Here is a 314-nt window from a genome sequence, read left to right on the forward strand (position 1 = left end):
AGTAGAATTGGAGCAAGGTTCTGACTATGCTGATGCAGCTTCAGTTCCTGAGGTGGCAGCCAAGGGTGATCCAACATTCTTTGAATTACCAGTCGGTCATTTGGCTATGAATGGTTCCTCTGTAACCACCCCAGCCCTTCCAATCTTTGACTTGTCAGCTGATACAGATGGCGATGGCTTTAGCAACCAAGTAGAATTGGAGCAAGGTTCTGACTATGCTGATGCAGCTTCAGTTCCTGAGGTGGCAGCCAAGGGTGATCCAACATTCTTTGAATTACCAGTCGGTCATTTGGCTATGAATGGTTCCTCTGTAA

Annotated in this window: 1 protein-coding gene; it reads left to right on the forward strand. The window is 46.8% G+C overall.

What is annotated here, in order from left to right; translation table 11 throughout:
• The coding region (locus NF418_RS10400; protein ID WP_256779545.1) for a thrombospondin type 3 repeat-containing protein at positions 1-314 on the forward strand (314 nt) is incomplete at both ends.

Origin of the sequence: Streptococcus suis (assembly GCF_024509555.1) — a bacterium.
GTDB lineage: Bacteria > Bacillota > Bacilli > Lactobacillales > Streptococcaceae > Streptococcus > Streptococcus suis_AD.